The sequence below is a fragment of the Streptomyces sp. NPDC018610 genome (genome assembly GCF_044391765.1).
GTDB lineage: Bacteria > Actinomycetota > Actinomycetes > Streptomycetales > Streptomycetaceae > Streptomyces.
The window spans coordinates 321,091-342,353 of the sequence record NZ_JBISAL010000003.1 but is presented as its reverse complement, the minus strand read 5'-3'; the positions used below and the strand labels follow the sequence as shown (position 1 = coordinate 342,353).

The 21,263-nt window shown below is 73.7% G+C and carries 11 protein-coding genes; 8 read left to right on the top strand and 3 right to left on the bottom strand.

From position 1 onward, the window contains the following. Positions 1-83: 83 nt before the first annotated feature. From ACH5A8_RS10990 to ACH5A8_RS10965, 6 genes are all read left to right on the top strand, one after another. Complete coding sequence (locus tag ACH5A8_RS10990) at positions 84-947, top strand: alpha/beta hydrolase (RefSeq protein ID WP_399000334.1); 864 nt, start codon at positions 84-86, stop codon at positions 945-947. Positions 948-997: 50 nt separating this feature from the next. Next, positions 998-9,349 (top strand): type I polyketide synthase, encoded by an 8,352-nt coding sequence (locus ACH5A8_RS10985; protein ID WP_399000332.1) that lies wholly within the window; start codon positions 998-1,000, stop codon positions 9,347-9,349. Positions 9,350-9,389: 40 nt separating this feature from the next. Next, the gene (locus ACH5A8_RS10980; RefSeq protein WP_399000330.1) at positions 9,390-10,850 is read left to right on the top strand and encodes an MFS transporter; all 1,461 of its coding nucleotides are present in this window, start codon (positions 9,390-9,392) and stop codon (positions 10,848-10,850) included. A gap of 229 nt (positions 10,851-11,079) precedes the next feature. Next, positions 11,080-12,018, top strand: a complete 939-nt coding sequence (locus ACH5A8_RS10975; protein ID WP_399000328.1) for a beta-ketoacyl-ACP synthase III — start codon at positions 11,080-11,082, stop codon at positions 12,016-12,018. Next, positions 12,015-12,800 carry a thioesterase II family protein gene (locus ACH5A8_RS10970; RefSeq protein ID WP_399000326.1) on the top strand — a complete coding sequence of 262 codons (786 nt, stop codon included), beginning with the start codon at positions 12,015-12,017 and terminating at the stop codon, positions 12,798-12,800. Before ACH5A8_RS10975 ends, ACH5A8_RS10970 begins: the two co-directional genes overlap by 4 nt. 94 nt (positions 12,801-12,894) lie before the next feature. Beyond that, complete coding sequence (locus ACH5A8_RS10965; protein ID WP_399000324.1) at positions 12,895-14,106, top strand: cytochrome P450; 1,212 nt, start codon at positions 12,895-12,897, stop codon at positions 14,104-14,106. A 177-nt stretch (positions 14,107-14,283) separates the two neighbouring features. On the opposite strand, the gene ACH5A8_RS10960 is transcribed toward ACH5A8_RS10965, so the two are convergent. Continuing rightward, complete coding sequence (locus ACH5A8_RS10960) at positions 14,284-16,740, bottom strand: FtsX-like permease family protein (RefSeq protein WP_399000322.1); 2,457 nt, start codon at positions 16,738-16,740, stop codon at positions 14,284-14,286. Further along, positions 16,734-17,471 (bottom strand): ABC transporter ATP-binding protein, encoded by a 738-nt coding sequence (locus ACH5A8_RS10955; protein ID WP_399000320.1) that lies wholly within the window; start codon positions 17,469-17,471, stop codon positions 16,734-16,736. The genes ACH5A8_RS10960 and ACH5A8_RS10955 overlap by 7 nt, the downstream gene beginning before the upstream one ends. 663 nt (positions 17,472-18,134) lie before the next feature. On the opposite strand from ACH5A8_RS10955, the gene ACH5A8_RS10950 reads away from it, so the two are divergent. Continuing rightward, the gene (locus tag ACH5A8_RS10950) at positions 18,135-19,406 is read left to right on the top strand and encodes a sensor histidine kinase (RefSeq protein WP_399000665.1); all 1,272 of its coding nucleotides are present in this window, start codon (positions 18,135-18,137) and stop codon (positions 19,404-19,406) included. After that, the gene (locus ACH5A8_RS10945; RefSeq protein ID WP_399000663.1) at positions 19,379-20,038 is read left to right on the top strand and encodes a response regulator; all 660 of its coding nucleotides are present in this window, start codon (positions 19,379-19,381) and stop codon (positions 20,036-20,038) included. Before ACH5A8_RS10950 ends, ACH5A8_RS10945 begins: the two co-directional genes overlap by 28 nt. A gap of 271 nt (positions 20,039-20,309) precedes the next feature. Here the strand turns inward: ACH5A8_RS10945 and ACH5A8_RS10940 are convergent, their stop codons facing one another. Further along, on the bottom strand, positions 20,310-21,200 hold the full coding sequence (locus ACH5A8_RS10940; RefSeq protein ID WP_399000318.1) for a carbohydrate-binding protein: 891 nt from the start codon (positions 21,198-21,200) through the stop codon (positions 20,310-20,312). Between the last annotated feature and the right edge of the window lie 63 nt (positions 21,201-21,263).

Sequence of the window (21,263 nt, the reverse complement as noted above, 5' to 3'; positions counted from 1 at the left end):
ATCCGGCCGCCCCCGCTTCGGGGCCGGCTGTTTCCTCGACGCCGGCCGCCCGCTGGCCGCCGGCAGGAATTCCAGGTGATTTGATGAGTTCGTCCTTCACTGCCGTGCGCAGGGTGCTGAACGCCGCCTCGTACGTCTCGCCCCGGCTGCTCGGCGGTCACGTGTGGCGGCTGTTCTGCGAGCCCGTCGCGCGCGACAAGGTGCGCGGCGCCCAGCAGCCGATCCACGACCAGGCCGTGGTCGAGAAGATCACCGTGGACGGCAAGAAGGTGGCGACCTACCGCTGGGGCGAGGGTGGCAATCCCGTGCTGCTCATCCACGGCTTCGGCGGCCGGGCGGCCAACTTCGCCGGATTCGTCCACGGGCTCCAGCAGCTCGGCGTCACCGCGCTGGCGTACGACGCCTTCGGCCACGGTGACTCCGAGGGCAAGGGCGTCACGATCCTGGACCACCTGGCCGTGCTGCGGCAGTTGCAGGACCGCTACGGGCCCTTCCGCGCGATCATCGGGCACTCGTTCGGCGGCACCACGGGATACCTGGCGGTGCGGCGCGGCATCAAGGCCGGCCGGCTGGTGTCCATCGGCTCCGTGGGCGAGTTCGCGTCCCTGCCGAGCACGTTCTGCAAGCAGCTGGGCCTGCGTGCGGGGTACGCGCGGGAGCTGCGGCGCCGCAGTGAGCTGCTCTTCGCGTCCGAGACGGACCCGTGGAGCGCCTTCTCGCCCGTGCACCGCCCGGAGGAGATCGAGCAGCCGGTTCTCGTGGTGCACGACCTGAACGACCGCGAGGTCGGCGTGGAGCAGGGCCGCCGCATCGCCGCCGCGTACGGCGACCGGGCCCAGTTCCTGTTGACGGAAGGGCTCGGACACCGCCGGATCCTGGGCGACAGCACCGTGATCACCAAGGTGCTGACGTTCGCCGTGGACGCCGAAGCGACACCTGGCGACTAGCACTGCCCCCACTCGCCGGCAACCAGTAATCACACACCTAGGTGAGAGCGATGACCAGCCAGCCCGAATCCACCGGACGTCCCGCGCAGAGTCCCCGGAGCGAACCGATCGCCGTCGTCGGCGTGGCCTGCCGGCTGCCCGGGGCAGCTGGGCCGACCAGCTTCTGGGAGCTGCTCACCGAGGGACGGGACGCCATCACCGAGGTGCCCTCCGACCGCCGACCCGCGGGCGGCTCGTCCGCGCCGCAGCCCGGCGGCGTCGGCCGGGGTGGATTCGTGGCCGGCGTCGGCGACTTCGACGCGGGCTTCTTCGGCATCTCGCCGCGGGAGGCCGCGTCGATGGACCCGCAGCAGCGGTTGATGCTGGAGCTGAGCTGGGAGGCCGTCGAGGACGCCGGCATGTCCGCGCCGGGCGGGCAGGACAGCACTGCCGGAGTCTTCTTCGGCGCCATCGCCGGTGACTACGACGCGCTGCTGAACCAGTACGGGGCGGACAGCATCACGCGGCACTCCTTCACGGGGCTGCAGCGCGGCATGATCGCCAACCGGGTCTCGCATCTTTTCGGGCTGACGGGCCCCAGCCTCACCATCGACTCGGGCCAGTCCTCCTCGCTGGTCGCCGTCCACATGGCCTGCGAGAGCCTGCGCTCCGGCGAGTGCGACCTCGCGCTCGCGGGCGGGGTGCATCTCAACCTGGTGCAGGAGTCGGCGCTGCGCGCGGACCGGTTCGGGGTGCTCTCACCCGACGGCCGGTGCTATGCGTTCGACTCCCGGGCCAACGGGTTCGTCCGCGGCGAGGGCGGCGTGGTGTTCGCCCTCAAGCCGCTGTCCCGGGCGGTCGCCGACGGCGACGACGTCCTCTGCCTGATCCTCGGCAGCGCGGTCAACAACGACGGCCGGGGCGAGGCCGTCGGCGTGCCCAACCCGGCGGCCCAGAGCGCGGTCATCGAAGCGGCCCAGCGCCGCGCACAGGTCCGGCCCGGCGAAATCCAGTACGTCGAGCTGCACGGGACCGGCACCGCACGCGGCGACGAGCTGGAGGCGTCCGCCCTCGCCTCGGTGTTCGCCGGATCGCGGGAGCCCGGCGTCCCCCTGCTCGTGGGCTCGGCGAAGACCAACGTGGGGCACCTGGAGGGCGCGGCCGGCGCCGTCGGACTGCTGAAGGCCGCCCTGAGCATCAGATACGGCGAGATACCCGGGAGCCTGAACTACGCGTCGCCCGGGCCCCGCCCGCTCCAGGGCGAGGCGGACCTCGAGGTCCAGCGCGACCGCGGCCCCTGGCCGCGCCCCCACCAGCGGCGGCTGGCCGGAGTCAGCTCCTTCGGCATCGGCGGGACCAACTGTCACGTGGTCCTCGGCCCGGCCCCCGAGGCCACCGAGCGGGACGCGCCTCGGACGGCGCCGGCACCAAAGGCCATGGCCTGGCCGCTCAGCGCCAAGAGCCGGCCGGCGCTGGAGGCCAAGGCACGCGACCTCGCCGGGCAGTTGGCCCGCTTCCCGGATCTGAGGCCCGAGGACGTGGGCCGCTCGCTGGCCACGACGCGCACGGCGATGGACCACCGGGCGGTGGTCGTCGCGGGCGACCGTGCCGAGTTCGGCGCGGCGCTCGACGCGCTCGCGACAGGTCAGGCGGGGGTCACCACGGCGCGCGGCGTCGCGCGGCACCCGGCCAAGGTCGTGTTCGTCTTCCCCGGCCAGGGGTCGCAATGGGCCGGCATGGCCCTCGGCCTGCTGGAGAGCTCCCAGGCCTTCCGGGACGAACTGGAGGCGTGCGGACGGGCGCTGGCCCCGTACGTCGACTGGTCCCCGGCCGACGTGCTGCGTGGCACCCCCGGAGCGCCCGGGCTGGACGACGTGGAGGTCGTCCAGCCCCTGCTGTTCACGGTCATGGTCTCGCTGGCCGCTGTCTGGCGCGCGCACGGCGTCGAACCCGACGCCGTCGTGGGCCACTCCCAGGGTGAACTGGCCGCCGCCTACGTCTGCGGCGCCCTGACCCTGGAGGAAGCCGCCCGCGCGGTCGCCCTGCGCAGCAGGGCCATCGCCAGGATCGCCGGGACCGGCGGGCTGCTGTCCGTGGCACTGCCGGCCGACCGCGTCCTGCCCTATCTGGAGCGCTCTTCGGACGAACTGTCCGTGGCGGTGGTCAACAGCCCCCGCTCGACGGCCGTCGGCGGATCTCCCGAGGCGCTGGCCGCACTGGCCGAGGCCTGCGAGCGGGACGGGGTGCGCAGCCGCCTGATCCTGATCGACTACGCATCGCACTCGCCTCAGGTCGGTGCCATCCGCGACGAGGTGCTCGACGCGGTGAAGGACGTCTCGCCCCGTCGTTCGGACATCCCGTTCTACTCCAGCACCGACGGCGGGTCGCTGGACACGCGCCGCCTGGACGCCGGGTACTGGTACCGGAACCTGCGCGGGGCCGTGCAGTTCGAGCGCGCGACCAGGGCGCTGCTGGACTCGGGCCACACCGTTTTCATCGAGGTGAGCCCGCATCCGGTGTTGGTGGCCGGGATGCTGGACACCATCGAGGACGCGGCGCGGGTGTCCCCCGACGCATCCGTGGAAGTCGCCGTCGTCGGGACCCTGCAGCGGGGTGAGGGCGGCGTCGGGCGCTTCCTTCGCTCTGCCGCCGAGGCCTATGTGCACGGCGTCCCGGTCGACTGGTCGAAGGGGTACGCCGGGACCGGCGCCCGCCGGGTCAAGCTGCCCGGCTATCCGTTCCAGCGCCGTCGGCACTGGCTGGCCGCCCCCGGCACGCCCGCCCCCGCCGCTCCCCCGGCCGTCGCCGCCGAAGCGGCGCCGGAGAGGGAGCAGCAGACCGCCGAGCGGCCGCGGCCGGGTCCGCTCGGCGAGCAGGACGCGCTGGACCTCGTCCGCCGGCACGCCGCTCTGCTGCTCGGACACGACGACCCCGAGGCGATCGACGGCCTGCTGGCCTTCCGCGACCTGGGGTTCGACTCCCTCGGCTCCGTCCGGCTGCGCCAGCGGCTCGTCGAGGCCACCGGCCTCAAGCTGCCCGTCAGCACGGTCTACGACCACCCGACGCCGCTCGCGCTGGCCCGCAGGATCCGGCAGCTGCTGTCGTCGTCCGCCGACAGCGCGGCCGCCACGACGGCCGCCCCGGCGGCCGAGGACGACCCGGTCGTGATCGTCGGCATGGCCTGCCGCTATCCCGGCTCGGTGGCCTCCCCGGAGGACCTGTGGCGTCTCGTGGCGGAGGGCGAGGACGCCGTCGGTGACTTCCCGGCCGACCGCGGCTGGGACGTCGAGGGCCTGTACCACCCCTCACCGGAGCACCGGAGGACCACGTACGCGCGCGCCGGTGGCTTCCTGCACGACGCGGCCCGGTTCGACGCGGCGTTCTTCGGCATCAGCCCGCGTGAGGCGCTGGGCATGGATCCCCAGCAGCGCATCCTGCTGGAGATCGGCTGGGAGGCGTTCGAACGGGCCGGCATCGTCCCCGAGACGCTGCGCGGCACGCGCACGGGCGTCTTCATCGGCGCGATGCCCTCCGGGTACGGACCGCCGCTCGGTGAGGCACCGGAGGACCTGGAGGGCTATCTGCTCACGGGTTCGAGCCCGAGCGTGCTGTCCGGCCGGCTCTCCTACACCTTCGGCCTGGAGGGGCCGGCGGTCACGGTCGACACCGCCTGCTCGTCCTCGCTGGTCGCGCTCCACCTGGCCGTCCATGCCCTGCGGCGCGGTGAGTGCTCGATGGCCCTGGCCGGCGGGGTGACCGTGATGGCGACGCCCGGCATGTTCCTGGAGTTCAGCCGCCAGCGCGGCCTGTCGCCCGACGGCCGGTGCAAGGCCTTCTCCGCCGACGCGGACGGCACGGGATGGGGCGAGGGCGCCGGCGTGCTGCTGCTGGAACGGCTCTCCGAGGCCCGCCGCCGCGGCCACCGCGTGCTCGCCGTGGTACGGGGCACGGCGACGAACCAGGACGGCGCGAGCAACGGGCTGACGGCACCGAACGGTCCCGCGCAGGAGCGGGTCGTCCGGGACGCGCTGGACGCGGCCCGGCTCACCCCGGGTCAGGTCGACGTCGTGGAGGCGCACGGCACCGGCACCGTCCTGGGCGATCCCATCGAGGCCGGCGCGCTGCTGGCCACGTACGGGCAGGACCGTCCCGCGGGGCGTCCGCTGTGGCTGGGCTCGCTGAAGTCCAACACCGGCCACTCCCAGGCCGCGGCCGGCGTGGGCGGCGTCATCAAGATGGTCATGGCGATGCGGCACGGCGTCATGCCGCGCTCGCTGCACAGCGACCGCCCCACCTCCCACGTCGACTGGTCCGCGGGAGACGTACGGCTGCTGCGGGAGGCGAGGCCCTGGGAGCGGGCCGAAGGCCCCCGACGGGCCGGCGTGTCGTCCTTCGGCATCAGCGGCACCAATGCCCACGTGGTGATCGAGGAAGCGCCGGACTACGGCACCGACGACCCGGCCCCGGAGCCGACGAGGGGGCCGGTGCCGGTGCCGTTGACGGCCCGGAGCGCGACCGCGCTGGGCGCTCAGGCGGACGCGCTCCGCGCCCACGTGGCGGCCACGGACGTCGCTTTGGTGCACCTCGGCTACAGCGCGGCGGCCACCCGATCGACGTTCGAACACCGGGCCGTGGTGCTCGCGGCGGACCGTGCCGAGCTCGGCCTCGGTCTGGAGGCCCTGGCCCACGGTGCTCTCGCCGGGAACGTGATCCAGGGCGCGTCGACCCCCGGCCGGGTCGCCTTCCTCTTCACCGGCCAGGGCAGCCAGTACCCGGGAATGGGCCGCGACCTGTACGCGGCGTACCCCGCCTTCGCCCAGGCCCTGGACGAGGTCTGCGCGCATCTGGACCCCCACCTCGGACAGCCGCTCCGCGAGGTGATGTTCGCCGACGAGGCGGACGGGGAAGCGGCGCTCGTGAACCGCACCGAGTGGACCCAGCCGGTCCTGTTCGCCTTCGAAGTGGCGATGTTCCGCCTGCTCGAGCACTGGGGTGTCTCCCCGGACGCCGTGCTGGGCCATTCCGTCGGTGAGATCGCAGCCGCGCATGTGGCCGGAGTCCTGTCGATGCCGGATGCCTGTCTCCTCGTGGCGAGCCGGGCACGGCTGATGGGCGGGCTGCCGGACGGCGGGGCGATGGTGTCGCTGGAGGCGGCCGAGCACGAGGTCACCGAGTGGATCGCGGAGCACGGTGCCCGGCTGGACGTCGCGGCGCTCAACGGCCCGGATGCGACGGTCGTCGCGGGCGACGTGGACGCGGTGGAACGCGTCACCGCGGAGTGGCGGCGGCGCGGCCGTCGGGCCAAGCGGCTGGCCGTGAGCCACGCCTTCCACTCCGCCGAGGTGGAGCCGATGCTGGACGAGTTCGCCCGGATCGCCGAGGGCCTCGAATATCGTCCGCCGACCCTGCCCGTCGTCTCCAACCTGACCGGTCGGCCGGTCGAGGAGACGACGCTGTGCTCCGCCGGGTACTGGGTCCGGCACGCGCGGCAGCCCGTGCGGTTCCTGGACGGCATCAGGGCGCTGGAGGCGGCGGGAGTCACCAAGTTCCTCGAAGTCGGTCCCGACGGGGTGCTGTCGTCGATGGCGAGGCGCTGCCTGACGGCGGCCCCGACGGGCGTGGTGGCGGCCGCCGCCCGCCGCGACCGGCCCGCGGAGCGGACGTTCCTCGCCGCGCTCGCCGCGCTGTACGTCCAGGGGGCGGCCGTCGACTGGGCGGCCGGGCTGTCCCGGACCGGGGGGCGCGCCGTCGCGTTGCCGACGTACGCCTTCGACCGGCAGTCCTACTGGCTGACCGCACCGGCCCGCAGCGGCACCGACCTCGGCGACGCCGGCCTCGAAGGGGCGGACCATCCGCTGCTCGGAGCGGCGGTCGAACTGCCCGCCGCCGAGGGCGTCGTCTACACCGCCAGGCTGTCGCTGGACACCCACCCCTGGCTGGCCGACCACGTCGTGCTCGGCACGGTCCTGGTCCCGGGCGCGGTGTTCGCGGAGTGGGCCGTGCACGCCGCCGTGGAGGCGGGTGGCGGCCGGGTCGGCGAGCTGGTGCTCAAAGCGCCCATGGCTCTGCACGAGGGGGCCGCGCTCGACGTACGGGTGAGTGTCGGCGGTGCGCGGGCGGACGGCCGCCGCGCCTTCACCGTGCACGCACGGCCGCAGGACGCGTCCCGCGGGGAGTGGACCCTGCATGCGACCGGCCAGCTGGAGGCGAGGGACGCCGGGCGCCCGGCCGCCGTCCCGGCGCCGAAGCAGAGCTGGCCGCCCGCCGGGGCCGTCGAGGTGGAACTCGCCGGTGTCTATGAGCGGCTGGCCGAACGCGGCCTGCGGTACGGCAGCGGGTTTCGCGGACTGCGTGCCCTGTGGCGGCTCGGGGACGAGCTCCTCGCCGACGTCGAACTCCCCGGCGACGAGGTGGAGGAGGCCCATGGCTTCCTGCTCCACCCGGTTCTCCTCGACGCGGCGCTGCACGCGGTCCTGGCGCCGGAGCGGAAGTCGGACCCCGCCCTGCCCTTCACCTGGCAAGGGATCGAGACGTACGCACCGAGCGGGCGGCGCCTGCGGGTCCGTGCGACTCCGTTGCGCGAGGAGGGCAGGTCGGGCGAGCTGTCGGTGTCCCTCGCCCTCGCGGACGGCGAGGGCCGCCCGGTGGCATCGGTCGAGTCACTGCTGCTGAAGCGGACCACGCCGGAGAACCTCGGCCGGGCGCTCGGGGAGCGGCAGGGGGAGCTGTACCGGCTGGAGTGGCCGCCCGTCACGGCCCCGGCGGTCGCCGGCGGGCCGGACGGCCGGTGGGCGTTTTTGGGCAGCGACCACCTCGGCCTGACCGGGATGTTCAAGAGCGCCGGGATACCGCTGGACGTCTGCCCGGACCTGCTGGCTCTCGACAGCCTGGTGGGGGCCCCCGAGCCGCCGCCCGAGGCAGTCGTCGTCACCTGCGCGGGAGAGAAGGACACGGTCGACGAGGCGGTCGCCGCGGCGAGTCGGCGGGCGCTCAGGCTGGTCCAGGAATGGCTGACCGACGAACGGCTGGCCGCCACCCGGCTGGTGCTCGTCACATCGGGCGCGGTCCCCACCCGCGCGGACGAGGAAGTGTCCGACCCGGCGGGCGCGGCCGTCTGGGGCCTGATCCGCAGTGCCCAGACGGAGCACCCCGGGCGGTTCGTCCTGGTCGACATCGAACCGGGGGAGGGCGAGGTGGACCAGCTGGTCGGCGCGATCCGGTCCGGCGAGCCGCAGACGGCCGTCCGCTCCGGTGCCGTCCGGGAACCGCGTCTGGCGGCGGTCCGCGGCAGGCGGCCCCCGGCCACGGCGGGCAGCGGACCCTGGACGCCGGACCGCACCGTGCTCATCACCGGCGGAACCGGCATGCTCGGCAGCCTGCTCGCCCGCCACCTGGTGCGGCGGCACGGCGTACGGAGGCTGGCGCTGCTGAGCCGGCGCGGCCCGGCGGCGCCCGGCGCCGCCGGCCTGGTGTCCGAACTGGGCGCACTCGGCGCCGAGGTGTCCGTCCTGGCCTGCGACGTGGCCGACCGCCCGGCACTGGCCGAGGCACTGGCGCGGCTGCGGAAGGACGCTCCGCTGGGCGCCGTCGTGCACACGGCGGGGGTCCTCGACGACGGGACCGTCACGGGGCTGACGCCCAAGCGGCTGCGACGGGTCCTGCGGGCCAAGAGCACGGCGGCGCTGAATCTCCATGAGCTCACCAGGGGAGATGACCTGTCGGCGTTCATCCTCTTCTCCTCGGTCATCGGCATGCTCGGGGGCGCGGGACAGGCGAACTACTCCGCGGCGAACTGCGTCCTCGACGCGCTGGCACACCAGCGCAGGGCGCTCGGACTGCCCGCCGTCTCACTGGCCTGGGGTCTGTGGAACCCCGACGCGGGTCTCGCGGCGAGCCTGTCGGACGTCGACATCGCCCGCATGGCCCGGTCCGGTCTGGCGCCGCTGTCCGCGGAGCGCGGCATCGAGCTGTTCGACGCCGCCCTGACCTGCGACGAGCCGGTACTCGTGCCCGCCGCGCTCGACGCCAAGGCGCTGCGCACCCGGTCCGGTGGCCTGGCCAAGGTACTGGCCGGGCTGGCGCCGGCCGGGGTGGCACGGCCCGGGACGGCGCCTCGCGTCTCGCTCCGGGACCGGACGACGGCGCTGCCGGAGGCGGAACGGCCTGCCGCGCTCCTCGCGTTCGTCCGGGAGCAGATCGCCGCGGCGATGGGGTACGCCTCGGCGGACGCCGTCGAGCCCGAGCGGGAGTTCTGGGAGCTCGGCCTGGACTCGCTGACCGCGCTGGAACTGACCAGCCGGCTGTCCACCGCGGCCGGCCTGCGGCTGCCGGCCACCCTCACCTTCGACCACCCCTCCGCCGTCGCCCTGGCGCAGTACCTCGGTGAGGTGCTGGCCAGGGAGTCCGTAGCGACGCAGCCGTGACCCCCCTCTCCCCGGCCATCCTTCGACAGAAGCAGTGAGTATGAATCCGAATCACGACGCAGCCACGCCGCCCGAGGCGTCCGACCGCGGACAGATCCTTCCGGCGCTGGTGCTGTCCATGCTGGCCTTCAGCATGGTGCAGACCGCGGTGGTGCCGATCCTCCCCGCCCTCGCGACGGCCGTGCACGTCTCCGGTGGCACGGTCGCCTGGCTGATGACCGCCAACCTGCTCGCGGCCGCGGTCCTCACCCCGCTGCTGGGCCGCTTCGGGGACCTCTACGGCCGCAAGCCGATGCTGCTGGTCTCGCTCGGCGGCCTGGTGCTGGGCTCGGTGCTCGCGGTGACCACCGAGTCGTTCACCTGGCTCGTGGTGGCCCGCGTGCTGCAGGGCGCCGGCGGCGGTGTCCTCCCGCTGGCCATCAGCGTGGTGCGCAACCAGCTTCCGCCGCGGAAGATCCCGGGCGGCATCGGGGCGGTCAGCGCCGCGATGGGCATCGGCAGCGCCCTCGGCCTGGTGGTCACCGGTCTGCTCATGGAGCAGTGGAGCTACAAGTCGGTCTTCTGGGCCGGACTGCTCGTCAGCCTCGTCGCCATCGCCTGGTGCGTGGTGGGCGTCCCCAAGGACCAGGGCTCCGATCAGGCCGCCAAGGTGGACCCGCTGGGCGCCCTCACCCTGGCCGGCTGGCTCTGCGCCCTGCTGCTCGCGGTCAGCAAGGGCAACGCCTGGGGCTGGGGCTCCGGCCGGATCGTCGGCCTCTTCATCGCGGCCGTGGTGATCGCGGCCGTGTGGGTCGTCATCGAGATGAACGTGCAGCACCCCCTGGTGAGCATCCGGATGCTCGTGAGTCCCGTCGTGGCCGTCACCAACGTGGCGGGTGCGGTGATCGGGTTCGGCATGTACGGGTGCTTCATGGTGATCAGCAACTTCGCCCAGACGCCGGAGAAGATCGCGCACTACGGGTTCAGCGCGAACGTCCTGCACGCCGGCGTGATGCTGCTGCCGTCCGCCATCGGCAGCATGACGGCCGCCCCGGTCGGCGCCAAGCTGGTCGCCTCGCGGGGGCCGCGGATCCCCCTCTCACTGGGCGGACTGCTCGCAGCGGTCGCGATGGCCTTCCTCGCCGTGCTGAACGGGCATCCGGTCGACCTCTATCTCGCCTCCGCGGTGTTCGGTTTCGGCGTCGGCCTCGCTTACACGGCCATGCCGGCCGCCATCAATTCCGCTGTCCCGATCGAGCAGAGCGGCATCGCCAACGGCATGAACGCGGTGTTCCGCACGGTAGGCGGCGCTGTGGGGACGGCCGTCCTCGGCTCCGTGCTGGCCGGTGACACGATCGAGGGCCTGCCGCTGCCCACCTTGGGCGCCTATCAGGAAGCGTTCTGGATCACCGCCGTCGGCTGCTTCGTCGCCGCGGTGGCCCCTCTCGCGATCCGTACCCCCGTGAACTCGGGGAAGCCCGTCGCGCAGCAGAGCGACCCGACCGAGGAGACCGTCGTCTGACGCGTTCAGGTCCGAGCCGTCGGATGCGGTGGACGCGTCCCGGGAAGAGCAAGGCCCTGGTTCCCGTCCTCCTCCGCGGCGGTGTCCACAGCCTGAGTTCCACCGGCCCGACTGTCCGGATGTCCGAAGTCATCGGGTGAGTGTCAACCGTTCCTCCCGCCCCAGCGCGCACCGGCGAGCGACTAGGCTGATGGAGAGTCAACCGCCGGTGAACAAGGAGAACTTCACTATGTCCGGGTCTCGTCTCGTGGCACTCGGCCACTACCAGCCACAGAAGGTACTCACCAACGACGCTCTCGCGGAGATGGTCGACACCAGTGACGAGTGGATCCGGAGCCGGGTAGGCATCCGTACCAGGCATGTGGCGGCCGCGGACGAGTCGGTGGCGGACATGGCGGCCGAAGCGGCTCAGAAGGCCCTCGCCAACGCCGGCCTGATGGGCGCGGAGATCGACCTCGTCATCGTCGCCACCTGCACCTCACACGATCGTTCTCCCAATGTGGCAGCGCGCGTGGCGCATCGGCTCGGCATCAAGTCGCCTGCGGCACTGGACGTCAACACCGCCTGCTCCGGCTTCCCGCACGCCCTGGCCATGGCGGACCTCGCCATCAAGGGCGGCTCCGCGAAGAAGGCCCTCGTGATCGGGGTCGAGAAGCTCACCGACTTCGTCAACTGGTCCGACCGCAGCACCTGCGTCCTGGTCGGCGACGGAGCGGGTGCCGTCGTCGTCACCGAGGCCGACACCGCCGAGATCAGCCCCGTGGTCTGGGGATCCGTGCCCGAGATGGGCAGGGCTGTGCTCATCGAGGGCAGGGCGGGCACCTTCTCCCAGGAGGGCCAGTCCGTGTACCGGTGGGCGACGACCACTCTGCCGGACATCGCCCGGACGGTGTGCGAGCGCGCCGGTGTCAAGCCGGAGGAACTCGGCGGTGTCGTCCTGCACCAGGCCAATCTCCGGATCGTCGAGCCGGTCGCCAGGAAGATCGGCGCGGTGAACGCGGTCATCGCGTGCGACGTCGTGGACTCCGGCAACACCTCCGCCGCGAGCATCCCGCTGGCGTTCTCCAAGCTGGTGGAACGGGGAGAACTGGTCCCGGGATCCCCCGTGCTGCTCTTCGGGTTCGGCGGCGGTCTGTCGTACGCCGGCCAGGTCGTCCGTTGCCCGTGACGGGTCACCCCGCGGCCCGGCCCGCGAGCGGGCCCAGCCCGTACCTGTGGTCACCCACCCTGCGTCGGACGGGGGCGGTCCCCGCGCGGGCCCGGTTGCTGGTGGCGCCCCACTCGGGGGCCGGGCCGAACTCGTTGCTCCCTCTCCTCGCCGCGGTGCCGGCGGACGTCGAGATCGTCGGTCTCTGCCTTCCCGGCCGCGAGCGCAGGTTCGGCGAATCGCCCGGTTGTGGACTCGGCGACGTCCTTCGTGGTGTCCATGACGAGCTGATGGACCGGGATCCGCTGCCGACCGTGTGCTTCGGACACAGCCTCGGCGCACTGCTGGCCGTCCGGATCGCCGCTCTGTTGGGCGACAGCTGTGTCGCAGCGATCCCGAGCGGTCAGCTGCCGGGCCGTGAGGAACGCCCGGCTCACAGCGCGTCGTCGGACACGGACCTGATCGCGCTGCTGGTCAGCGGCGAGGGCACGCCGGCGCACCTGCTGAACGATCCGCAGCTCCGCAGACTGCTGCTGCACGTGCTCCGGGCCGATCTGGAGCTCAGCCGGGAAGCTGCCGAGGACTTCGACGAAGTCCGCCTGGCAGCACCGCTCTTCGTCCTGGGCGGGGATGCGGACGCTCTGGCACCGGCGGAGAGACTGCCGCTGTGGGCCGCCCACACCGAGGGCGTCTGCGAGCTGGAGTTGCTGCCCGGAGGGCATTTCGCGCTCTTGGAGGAGCGCAACCGCGACCGCGTCGCGCGCCTCCTCACGCGCGCGCTGGAGACGTGTCGGGCGACGTGACGACCGCGTGCCCCGCGGTCGGCACACCGGCGACGGGCCGCCGGTCGACATGCCGAACATCGTCCGGCGAACGAGCAAGGGGAAGGAGACAACGATGTCCGCATCGATCCGTCCGGCGGATCTTCATTCCATCGACGAGGAGACGGCCGACAGCACGGGACCGGCCTGGCGGTGGCTGCCCGAGCTGGCACGGGGTCACCGGTTCCTGCGCTGGCATTCCTCCGTCGTCGTGACGAGGTACGCGGACTGCCGGGCCGTGCTGTCGGACAGGAGATTCGGCAACGGTCTCAGGGCGGAGATCGGTGCCATGCCGGACATCGATCCGCAGTTCGTCGAGCGGCGCCGACGTTCGCTGCTGCTGGAGGAGGGGGAACGGCACACGCGACTGCGCCGATTGGCGATCCCGGCCCTGCGGCCGCGCAACTTCGAACGCTTCCGGCCCGCGATGGCCCAGGTCATGAACGACCTGGTGGACCGCGTGGCGCGCCGCGGACGGTGCGACGCGGTGGTGGACCTCTGCAACCCCGTGCCGATCTCGGTGATCTGCTGGGTCCTGGGCGTGCCGCGCCGGGAAGCGGAGTTCTTCGCCGAGGTGGCCGAGGCGTCGACCGCCCTGTTCTCGGGAGACCCGGGCACCGTGCCGGCGGCCATGGCGGCCACCGAGAAGATCGACTCCTACATCGGGGACCTGATCGAGCGGCGGCGTGGGAAGCCCGGACAGGACCTGATAACGGACCTCATCGCGGCCGCCGAGGCCGAAGGGGGGAGCGTGACGATCAGCGAGGTGATGACCGTCATCACCTCGCTGATCGTCGGCGGGACCGACACCACGCGCAACCAGCTCGCCATCGCTCTTCACTGCTTCGCCGAACGTCCCGAGGACTGGGAGCGGCTGCGCCGGCAGCCGGAACTGGTGCCGAACGCCGTCGAGGAGGTCGTCCGCTACGCGCCGACGGCCTACGCCATGAAGCGCGTCACCAACGAGGACGTGGAGCTCGACGGACTGCTGCTTCCCGAGGGCACCCCCGTGATCGTCATGTCCACGCTCGCCAATCGGGACGGCAGTGTGTTCCCTGATCCGGACCGTTTCGACATCGAACGCACGTCCGGGCACCCTCACATGGGGTTCGGCTGGGGACTGCGCAGCTGCGTCGGGTCGGTACTGGCACGAGCCGAGCTCAGCGAGGCGCTGACCGTTCTGTCCCGCCGGCTGACCGGTCTGACGCTCGACGGCGAGACCTTGTGGAGCCGCCCCGACACCATCCAGGGCCCGGTGACCCTGCCCTTGCGCTTCACAGCGGTGTAGCGGGGCGCCGCGACCGACCCGGAACACGGCCCCCCAGGCCGGTCCCGCTCGGGCCCCCGGCCAGGTGAACCGTCGCCGCCCCTGATCCTCCGGGGGGCGCGGGACGATCGCATCGACAGCGTGGGAACGACGGCGCCGGACGGGACGCGGGGACGGGCCGCCGACGCCGGGTCGGGGTCACTCGCGCATACCCGCCAGTTCCACGGGCCGGCGGCGCAGGGCGAGTGAGGCGGGGGCGACCGACGCGACCACGGCGAGCACCGCGCAGGCGCCCACGGCGGCGCCGATGGCCTCCCACGGCAGCTGGATCGTCGTACGCACCGACAGCAGGCCCAGCGCCGCCCACATGCCCGCCAGGTTGAGCCCGGCGACGAGGATTCCGAGCAGTCCGCCGACCGCGACCACCATCAGCGCCTCGGCGCCCACCAGCCGCAGCACCTGCCACTGGGTGGCCCCGGCGAGCCGCAGCACGGCCAGGTCCCGCACCCGGTCCGAGGTCGCCATCACCATGGTGTTGACCAGGGAGATGCCCGTGTACAGCAGGGCGATGCCGAGGACCAGCATGAAGCCGAGCCGGGTCGTGCGGTCGGTCCCGGGGTACGTGGCCGACACCCACTGGTCCTCGGTGAGCACCTGCCCGCCCGACGCGCCCACCGCCGCGCGCAGCCCCGCGGCCACCGCGGCCGGGTCGGCGCCCTGGGCGAGGGCGACGTCGACCCGGTCGACGGCCGCGCCGGCGGCGTTGGCGGGCGTGACGTAGACGCCGTTGTCGCCGGTGCCGACCGCCGTCACCGCGGCGATCCGCAGTGTCTTCTCCGTGCCGTCGCCGAGCCACACCCGCACGCTCCGGCCCACGGAGTGCCGCTCCCACTCCTCGTTGACGACGATCGATCCGTCGTCGAGGTCGCTCACCCTGCCGGCGACCACCGGCAGGCGGGTGGTGGCGGCGAGGGTGCGGGCGTCGGCGGCGCGGGCCTCCGACTTGATCAGCGCGACGCCGTCCTCCAGCACGTAGACGCCGGTCGACGCGGTCGCCGACACCGTCGCGCCGGGCACGGCCCGCAGCCTGTCCAGCGTGGCGGCGTCGAAGCCGGACCGGCCGGCCGGGGCGACGACGTAGACGGCGGCCGACTGCCCGCGCGTCTCGGAGGCCTTGGCCTCGTCGAGCGTCGACGTGGCGCCCGGCAACGACCCCGCGAGCGCGACGGTGACCAGCACCGGCGCCGCGATCGCGGCGGTGCGCCGCACCCCGGCCGCGGCGTTCTCGCGCACGAGCATGCCCCCGGCGCCGGGCAGCTGGGCCGGCAGCCAGGCCAGCAGCCGGGCCAGCGGACGCACCACCACGGGCGCCAGCAGCGCGACCGCGGTGATCGACAGCATCGGCCGGCTCACATAGGTCTTGCGGTGCAGCAGGTCGCCCGGTCCCGCCACCAGGGCGAGGCCCAGGGTGACAGCGGCGGCCAGCAGCAGTCCCGCGCCGAACAGCCGGCGGCCCCAGGTCAACGCCTCGCTGTCCACGGACGCCTCGCGCAGCGCCTGGGTGGGTCCGGTGCGGCCGGCCCGCCAGGACGCGGCGACCACACCGCACAGCGCGACGAGCAGGCCCGTCCAGAACGCCATGTGGTACGGCCACGTGTAGTCGCCGATGGCGAACCAGCCCGGGGCCAGCCCCTCGTCGACGACCCGGCGGGCCAGCCGCGGCGCGCCGTAGGAGCCGAGCACGCAGCCGGCCGCGGAGGCGAGCACGCCCACCGCCAGCGCCTCGGCGAACACCATGCGGCGGATCTGTCCCGGGGTCGCCCCGGCCGTGCGCAGCAGGCCGAACTCCCGGCGCCGCTGGGCGACGGCGAACGCGAAGGTGGACGCCACCACGAACACCGACACGAAGGCGGTGACGCCGCCGGCCGTGCCGAACATGGCGTTCATCGCGGTCAGGGCCTCGTCGTCGCGGTCGGGGTCGGCGTCGGCGTAGCGGCGCGCCTCCCCGGTGAGGACCTGGACGCCCGCGCTGCCGCGCACCGCCTTCCGCACGGCCGCCGCGTCGGCGTCGACGACGAGCTGGACACTGGCGGGACAGAGGCGGGCGGCCTGCGCGTCGGTGTAGAAGACGGCGTGCTCGAAGCCGCGGTCGGCGACGGCGCCGACGACCCGCACCGCACCGTGGTCGGTGCGCAGCCGCTCGCCGGGCCGGGCCCAGCCGCCGCTCACGACGACCTCGTCGGCGGCCCGGGGCGCGCGCCCCGCGTCGATCCGGTACGGGGCGAAGGCGGCCGTCGACCAGGGGTGGCCGACCAGGTCGCCGGGCCCGCCCTCGGCCCGTACGGCGAACGAGCGGTCGTGGACGACGGTGCCGAGCTTCTCCAGCTTCGCGACGGCTGGTTCGGGCACCGCGCGCGGCTGGACGAGGTCCTGCGTGCGGTCGCCGATCGGGGTGGGCACCGACAGGGTGTCCTGCCCCTTCACGACGACCGGCGCGGCGCCGAACCGCTCCGGGATGCGGGTGGGCGCGTCCAGCGAGGAGGCCAGGGCCAGGCCCATCACGGCGAGCAGCGCCACGCCGAGGGACAGCGCGACGAAGCTGCCGACGAAGGTGACCCAGCGGGTGCGCAGGGTGCGCAGGGCGACGCTCAGCACGGCAAGCCCTCCAGCTTCGTCATGCGGGCGGCGATCCCGTCGGCGCCCGCCCCGACGAGTTCGCCGTTGACCCGGCCGTCCACCAGGAAGACCACGCGGTCGGCGTAGGAGGCGGCCACCGGGTCGTGGGTGACCATGATGATCGTCTGGCCCTCGCGGTCGACCATGCCGCGCAGCAGCGCCAGCACCTCGCGGCTGGTCCGCGAGTCGAGGGCGCCGGTCGGCTCGTCGCCGAAGAGCACCTCGGGCCGGGTGATCAGGGCGCGGGCCAGCGCGACGCGCTGCTGCTGGCCGCCGGACATCTCCGTCGGCCGGTGCCGCGCCCGCTCCCCGAGCCCCACCTGTTCGAGCACCTCGCGCACCCGCGCCTTGGGCACCCGGCGGCCCGCCAGGCGCAGCGGCAGCGCCACGTTCTGCTCGGCGGTCAGCGACGGCAGCAGGTTGAACGCCTGGAAGACGAACCCGATGCGGTCGCGGCGCAGCAGCGTCAGCCTGGTCTCGCTCAGCTTCGTCAGTTCGGTCCCGCCCACGGTGACCGAACCGGACGTGGGGCGGTCGAGGCCGGCGGCGCACTGCAGGAGGGTCGACTTGCCGGAGCCCGAGGGACCCATGACGGCGGTGAAGGTGCCGCTGGGGAAGGCGAGCGAGACCTCGTCGAGCGCTGTCACGGTGCTGTCGCCGGACCCGTACCGCCTGCTGACGGTGCGCAACTGGACCGCGTCGTGATTCATCTGTCCCCACTCGCTCGGTGTCGGTCCTCCCGCGCCTCGCGGGACGGAGTCCTTCGAAGAGGCGGCGCCGGACGGGCCGTCGTCGGCAGCGGCGCCGCCGGCACGGGCAGCAGCAGCACCGCGGCGAGGATGCCGGGGGCGCCGTGGGCCACCACGTGCTCCGCGAGCCAGTCCGTCATCGCAGGCCGCCCCCTCTCGTCCTCCCGGTGTCTCCACGGAACCGCGAGAGAGGGGTCCGGCGCAGTGCGGCAGGAAGGACACTTGGGGTAGGGCCAGGCCTACCCGCCGCGCTCCGTTCAGCCCGCCCCGGTGAACACCGGGTCCGCGTGACAGCCCGCCGGACCCGCGGCGACCGGCCGCAACAGGTCGTGGAACCGGTAGCGGGTGCGGCCCGGCCGGCTCGGAAACGCCGAAACGTCCTTCAAGCCATCGTTCGGGCCGCACCTCGGCGGAATTCCGTCTTCGAGCTTGCGGCGGCCTGAGGTGGCGAGAGCCTGCCGCGAGCGGGCCGTGACCTCCTTCGCCCCACGTCGTGCGGCAGCCCGGCAGGGACAGGGCGGGGTAGGGCCGGCCCTACCCTCCATCCGCCCCCTGAACCGATGGTCCGGGCCGTGGCGGAACTCCTACGGTGAGCCCATGCACCCTCGCAACGTGTGGCAGGCCATGTCCCGGCCCGGCTTCCTGGCCTCGCCCTGGCCGTGGCGCTCGGCCGGGTACCTCCTCACCGGCGCGGTGGCCGGCGTGGCCGCCCTCGTCGGGATCGTCGTCGCGGTGGCGCTGGGCGGCGTCCTCGCCATCGCGCTGGTCGGCCTGCCGCTGCTCGTCCTCACCGCGCTGGCGGGCCTGCCGGTGGCCTGGGCGGAACGGCGCCGGCTGCGCCTGGTCGACCTCGACCCCGCCCCCCACCAGCACGCGCCGCCCGCCGTTCCCGGCCCGTGGGCCTGGCTGACGACCCGGCTGCGCGAGCAGGCCACCTGGCGCGAACTCGGCTACGCCCTGCTGTTCGCCGGCCTGCTGTGGCCGGTCGACGCGCTGGCGTTCGTGGTCGCGCTGCTGTTCCCGTCGTCGATGGCGCTGACCCCGCTGCTGATGGCCACGGTCGGCGGCGGCCGGGAGGCCAAGGTGCTCAAGCAGTGGACGGTCACCAGCTGGCCGGCCGCCTTCGGCGTGGCCCTCCTCGGCGTCGTCCTGCTGTGCGCGGGCGCCTACGCCCTGGGCCTGGCGGCCGGCGCCCGGGCCGGACTGACCCGGCTGCTGATCGCCCCGCGCGACGGCGACCTCGGCGAGCGGGTCATCGAACTCACCCGCTCCCGCGTGCGGTTGGTCGACGCCTTCGAGGCCGAGCGCCGCCGCATCGAACGCGACCTGCACGACGGCGCCCAACAGCGCATCGTCGCCCTCACGATGGCACTGGGACTGGCCCGGCTGGACGCGCCGCCGGGACCGTTGGCCGACCAGCTCGCCAAGGCCCACGAGGAGGCCGGGCGAGCGCTGGCCGAGCTGCGCGACCTCATCCACGGCATCCACCCCAAGGTGCTCGCCGACTACGGGCTCCAGGCCGCCGTCGCCGACGCCGCGGACCGCTCGCCCGTCCCGGTCGACGTCGACCTGGAACTGCCCGGACGCCTGCCCCAGTCGGTGGAGACCGCCGCCTACTTCGTGGTGTGCGAGGCCCTGGCCAACGTCGCCAAGCACAGCGGCGCGCGCCGCGCCGAGGTCAGCGGCGGCCACCGCGACGGACGGCTGCACCTGCGGGTGCGCGACGACGGCCGCGGCGGCGCGGACGCCTCGGCCGGCACCGGGCTCACCGGACTCGCGGACCGGGTGTCCGTCCTCGATGGCAGACTCTCCCTGTCCAGTCCGCCGGGCGGACCAACCCTGTTGCGTGTGGAGATCCCTTGCGTTCCCTGCGAGCCGACCGATCGCTCCGCGTAGTGCTGGCCGAGGACAGCGTGCTGTTGCGTGAAGGGCTCGTCGGGCTCCTCACGCGCTGCGGCCACGAGGTCGTCGCGGCCGTCGGCGACGCCGAGGCACTGGTCGCCGCGGTCGACGAACACGTCCCGGACATCGTGGTCACGGACGTGCGCATGCCGCCCGGCTTCCAGGACGAGGGCCTGCACGCGGCCGTCCGGATGCGCGAACGGCGGCCCACCCTGCCCGTGCTGGTCCTCAGCCAGTACGTCCAGCGCGCCTACGCGTCCGACCTGCTGGACTCCGGCGACGGCACCGGCGTCGGCTACCTGCTCAAGGACCGGGTGGGCCAGATCGAGGAGTTCGTGGACGCGCTGCGCGAGGTCGCCGACGGGGGGACGGTCGTGGACCCCGAGGTCGTACGGCAGTTGCTGCGCCGCCGCCGGGATCCGCTGGAGCGGCTCACCCCGCGCGAGCGCGAGGTGCTCGGCCTGATCGCGGAGGGCAAGTCGAACGGCGCGATCGCCCGCGAACTGGTGGTGTCCGAGGCGGCGGTGGGCAAGCACATCGGCAGCATCCTCACCAAGCTCGACCTGCCCCCGACGGACGAGACGCACCGCAGGGTGCTGGCGGTGCTGGCGTATCTGAGGGCGTGAGGCGCGCCCGGGAAGGGCGTGGTGCGCAACGGGCGTGCACGGTGCACGTGCGCGGTGCGCTCTCTTGGTTCCCTCCTGGGTTCCCTTGCCGGGATCCCCTGCCGCGTCGGCCTCCTCGCGGCTCGGCGTACAGCCGCGGCATGCGTCCGGCATGGCCGGGAGGCGGCGGAGCCGGGCTGTCCCGGCCGGGAGCCGGTCGACGAGCCGGGCCGGCCAGGTCGGGAGGCGGTGGCCGGGGAACGGCGCACCGCCTCTCCGCTGCCCGCGACGGTCACTCGCGGCGCCACAGGGCGGGCACGTTGGGCGGCTCCCAGCCGGCCATGGACGTATGGGCCTGGACGCAGCGGTAGGCGGCGCCGCCGTAGGTGACCCGGTCGCCGGCGGCGTAGGAACGGCCCGGCGCCCAGGCGCCGCTCGGCGGGTCGGTGGGCGGGTCGGTCGGGTCGCCCGGGCCGGGTGTCCCGGCGACGTTCAGCACGAAGTCGAAGGTGCCCTCCTTGCCGCCGCCGGCCGCGCGCACGTTCATGAGCAGCGTGGCGTCGAACAGCGTGTCGGTGTTGTTGCGCGGCTCGCCGGGGAAGTACAGCTGGGTCGTGAGGACGGGCTGCCCGGGCGCCTGCGCCTTGACGTGGATGTGCCGGGTGCGTCCCGGGTAGAGGCCCGGAACGATCGTGGTGAGGGTGAACGCGCCCTTGGCGTCCGTGAACTGATGGCCGCGCAGGGTGTAGCCGGCCATGTCGTAGTCGCCGGCGCCGTCGGCCTGCCAGAAGTCCAGGAGGACTCCGGACAGCGGGGCGCAGGTGCGGCCGAAGACGTAGCCGCTGACGGTCAGCGGGGTGCCGGTGACGCCCGACGTCACGAGGTTGGTGCGCAGCGGGGAGTTCGGCTTGAAGTAGGGGCCCTCGATCTGGTCGTGCGTCGGCCCGTCGCCGTCGTCGCAGTCCGGCGTCGCGGGCAGGACCCGCCCCTGGCCGGCGGAGTCCCGGGCGAGCGCCACCGTGCCCGAGAGCAGCGGGACGGCGGCCCCGGCGGCGACGGCGGCCCTGAGCAGGCTCTTGCGACTGATCATGCGCCCGGGGCTGGTGCTGGGGCTGGGGCTGGGGCCGGGGCTGGGGCTGGGCCCGGAGCCGGGGCCGGTGTCGTCGCGATCGGTAGGTGTCATGGCGGGTTCCTCGGTCTCCTCGGTGGGGGAAGGACGGGACGTGCATGACTGGCGTGCGTGGAC